Source organism: Microbacterium sp. (assembly GCF_051953575.1).
GTDB lineage: Bacteria > Actinomycetota > Actinomycetes > Actinomycetales > Microbacteriaceae > Microbacterium.
In genome coordinates this window covers 1-2,954 of sequence record NZ_JBQCIP010000313.1, presented here as the reverse complement: position 1 = coordinate 2,954, position 2,954 = coordinate 1, and the positions used below count along the sequence as shown (strand labels likewise).

The window sequence follows — 2,954 nt, the reverse complement described above, 5'->3', positions numbered from 1 at the left end:
CGAGAGCTACAAGTTCTTCGACCTGCCGCTGGCGAACTACGGCTCCGCCAACTACGACGCGGTGACGGATGCCGGCGGTGACGTGGTGGGCTTCTCGATGTTCACCGGCTACAGCGCGAACGAGAAGCGCGCGCTGTCGCTGGCGACCGTGAACCCCGACGTGCCCGAGGGCGCCGAGGTGACGGTCGTGTGGGGCGAGCCGGACGGCGGGACCACGAAGGCGTCCGTCGAGCCGCACCGCCAGCTCGAAGTCCGCGCCGTCGTCAGCCCCGTGCCGTACTCGACGGTCGCCCGTCAGACCTATCACGGCGGCTGGCGCACGCAGTACCAGCCGGCCTGACCCTCGACCGAGACCCCGGCCGGCAGGTGCCGGCCGGGGTCTCGGCGTTCTCCGGCCCGCTACTCTCGGGCGAAGAAGGAGAAGCACGCGATGAGTCTGCGATACGCCCTGCTGGCGATCCTGCGGGTCGGCCCGCTGTCGGGCTACGACCTGCAGAAGCAGTTCCACCAGTCGGTCGGGCACGTCTGGCACGCCCCCGACTCCCAGATCTACCCCGAGCTGCGCAAGATGGAGGAGCTCGGCCTCATCGAGGCCGAGGAGCAGACCCGCGGCGAACGCGGGACCCGGCGGCTGTACCACGTGACCGATGCCGGCGACCGCGCCTTCGTGGAGTGGATGGCCGCACCGCTGGACTACCAGCGCGTGCGCGACCCCGCACATCTGCGGGCGGCGTACCTCGAGGCGACCACGCCCGATGCCGCCCGCGAGTTCCTCCACGGCCACATCGCGCAGTGGGAGGGCGAGCTCGCACAGTGGGAGGGCGAGCTGGAGCGCATCGACGCCGTCGCCAACCCGATGCTCGTCCGCCGCCTCGCCGTCACCGCGGACGCCGACCGGGAGCGCACCATCGCCTACAAGCGCTTCGCCTACGAGGGCCTGGTCGAGCGGGCACGCGGCGAGATCGCCTGGGCGCGCCGCGGCCTGGAGCTCGTCGACCGCCTCGACCGCTGAGCGGCGGGGCTGTCCGGCTCAGCGCCAGACGTCGGCGGCGATCGCGACCACCTCGCGCACCTTGGCCCACTGCTCGTCCTCGGTGAGCACGTTGCCCTCCTCGGTCGACGCGAAGCCGCACTGGGGGCTCAGCGCGAGCTGCTCGAGCGGCGCGAACGCGGATGCCTCGTCGATGCGGTGCTTGACGGCATCCACATCCTCCAGCTCGCCGGTCTTCGACGTGATCAGCCCGAGCACGACGGTCTTGTCGCCTTCGGGAAGGAAGCGCAGCGGCTCGAACCCGCCGGCGCGCTCGCTGTCGTACTCCAGGAAGTACCCGTCGTACGCGGTGTTCCCCAGCAGCTGCTCGGCGACCGGCTCGTACCCGCCCGACGAGATCCACGTCGAGCGGAAGTTGCCGCGGCACACGTGGGTCGTCACGACGAGGTCGTCGGGCTTGCCGTCGAGGATGCGGTTGAGGATACCGGCGTACCGCTCGGCGATGCCGTCGGTGCGGATGCCGCGGTCTCGCGCCTTCGCGAGCTCGTCCTCGGAGCAGAGGTAGGCCCACGCCGTGTCGTCGAACTGCAGGTAGCGGGCGCCCGCGTCGTAGAACGCCGCGAGGGCATCGCGGTACGTCTGCACCAGGTCGTCCACGATGTCGTCGCGGCCGTCGTACCCCGAGCCGGCGAGGTGGCCGGGCTCGAGCCGGAAGTCGAGCACCGTGGGCGCGGGGATGCTGAACTTGGGCACCGCGCCGGTGGAGCGCTCGAGCAGGCTCTTGAGCGAGCGGAAGTGCTCGAGGAAGGGATGGGCGTCGGGGAAGCCGATCCTGCCGGTCACCTCGATGCCGTGCGGCTTGGTCTGCACGCCCTGGAACTGGATGCCATGGTCGAGCTCGACGATGTTCACGCCGTCCAGCAGCCCGAAGAAGTCGAAGTGCCACCAGGCGCGGCGGAACTCGCCGTCGGTCGCGAGCTTCAGGCCCGCGTCGGCCTCGCGCACGACGAGCTCGGCGATCGCGGCCTCTTCCGCGACCCGCAGAGCGTCGGCGTCGATCGTGCCTTCGGCGAAGCGGCGACGCGCCTCAGCGAGCTCGGCGGGACGGAGGAAGCTGCCGACGACGTCGGCGCGGAACGGCGGTGTTGACACCCTGGTGAGCGTAGCCGATCCCTCCGGCCATAGTGAAACGGCGTCCGCTCAGAAGACGTACTCCATGAGGTCGGTCCCCAGCACCCGGAATGCCTCGTGGGCGCGCAGGCGGTGCGAGATCGACAGGTCGTCGAAGCACACGATGAGCGCATACGAGACGCCGGCGCGCGGACCGGCGAGGACGCCCGCTTCGACGCGGATGCCGGCATCCCGTCCGGTCTTGTTGATGAAGAGCAGCCCGTGCTCGTCGTTCTCGTGCGAGAACGGGTCGAGGCCGGTCGCAGAGGCGACGAGCGACAGGTCGTGGTTGAGGCTCAGCCACTCGGCGACCTGCGCGCTGACGCCGGGCGAGACGACCTGCGAGTTGACGAGCGCGGCGAACACCTCGGCGAGCTCGCGCGCCGACCCCAGGGCGAAGTGCGGGGCGTCGTCGGGTCCGCGCTCGTCGCGGAAGCGGTCGAGCAGCGCCGACCGCGACAGGCCCAGCTGCTCGATGCGCGCCCGCACCGCCGGAAGCCCCACGCGGGCGAGGAGGGCGTTGGCCGCCATCGCGTCGCCGGTCGACGCAGTGAGCACCGCGAGATCGATCAGCGGCAGGGCGGGCGCCTTCAGGTGCTGCCACACGCCAGCCACGCCGACCGCCTCATAGTGGGCGCGGTCGATGATCTCGAGCGGCTCGAGGCGGCCGGACTCGAACGCGGCGGCCACCTCGATCAGCAGCGGCACGACGCCGAGGCCCGCCACCGGCAGCGTCACGAAGTCGTCGCCCGAGAGCACCGACGTGCCGCGGTCGAGGTCGGTGATCCTCACC

Annotated in this window: 3 protein-coding genes and 1 pseudogene; 2 read left to right on the top strand and 2 right to left on the bottom strand. The window is 71.1% G+C overall.

The genetic code is table 11. The features are described 5' to 3' along the window. Both ACTHNQ_RS20000 and ACTHNQ_RS19995 read left to right on the top strand, forming a co-directional pair. Window positions 1-340 (top strand): annotated as a pseudogene (locus ACTHNQ_RS20000) (aminomethyl transferase family protein); the annotation flags it as partial. 90 nt (window positions 341-430) lie between these two features. Further along, window positions 431-1,012, top strand: coding sequence for a PadR family transcriptional regulator (locus ACTHNQ_RS19995; RefSeq protein WP_440335673.1), 582 nt, complete (start codon window positions 431-433; stop codon window positions 1,010-1,012). Between the two features lie 18 nt (window positions 1,013-1,030). On the opposite strand, the gene ACTHNQ_RS19990 is transcribed toward ACTHNQ_RS19995, so the two are convergent. Both ACTHNQ_RS19990 and ACTHNQ_RS19985 read right to left on the bottom strand, forming a co-directional pair. After that, window positions 1,031-2,143 carry a 5-methyltetrahydropteroyltriglutamate--homocysteine S-methyltransferase gene (locus ACTHNQ_RS19990; protein ID WP_440335672.1) on the bottom strand — a complete coding sequence of 371 codons (1,113 nt, stop codon included), beginning with the start codon at window positions 2,141-2,143 and terminating at the stop codon, window positions 1,031-1,033. A 48-nt stretch (window positions 2,144-2,191) separates the two neighbouring features. Beyond that, window positions 2,192-2,954 (bottom strand): serine hydrolase (locus ACTHNQ_RS19985; RefSeq protein ID WP_440335671.1); only part of this gene is annotated, 763 nt, incomplete at its 5' end.

Excerpts from the sequence above, each read along its gene's own strand:
- ACTHNQ_RS19995 (WP_440335673.1), top strand. The coding sequence starts at position 431 with ATGAGTCTGCGATACGCCCTGCTGGCGATCCTGCGGGTCGGCCCGCTG.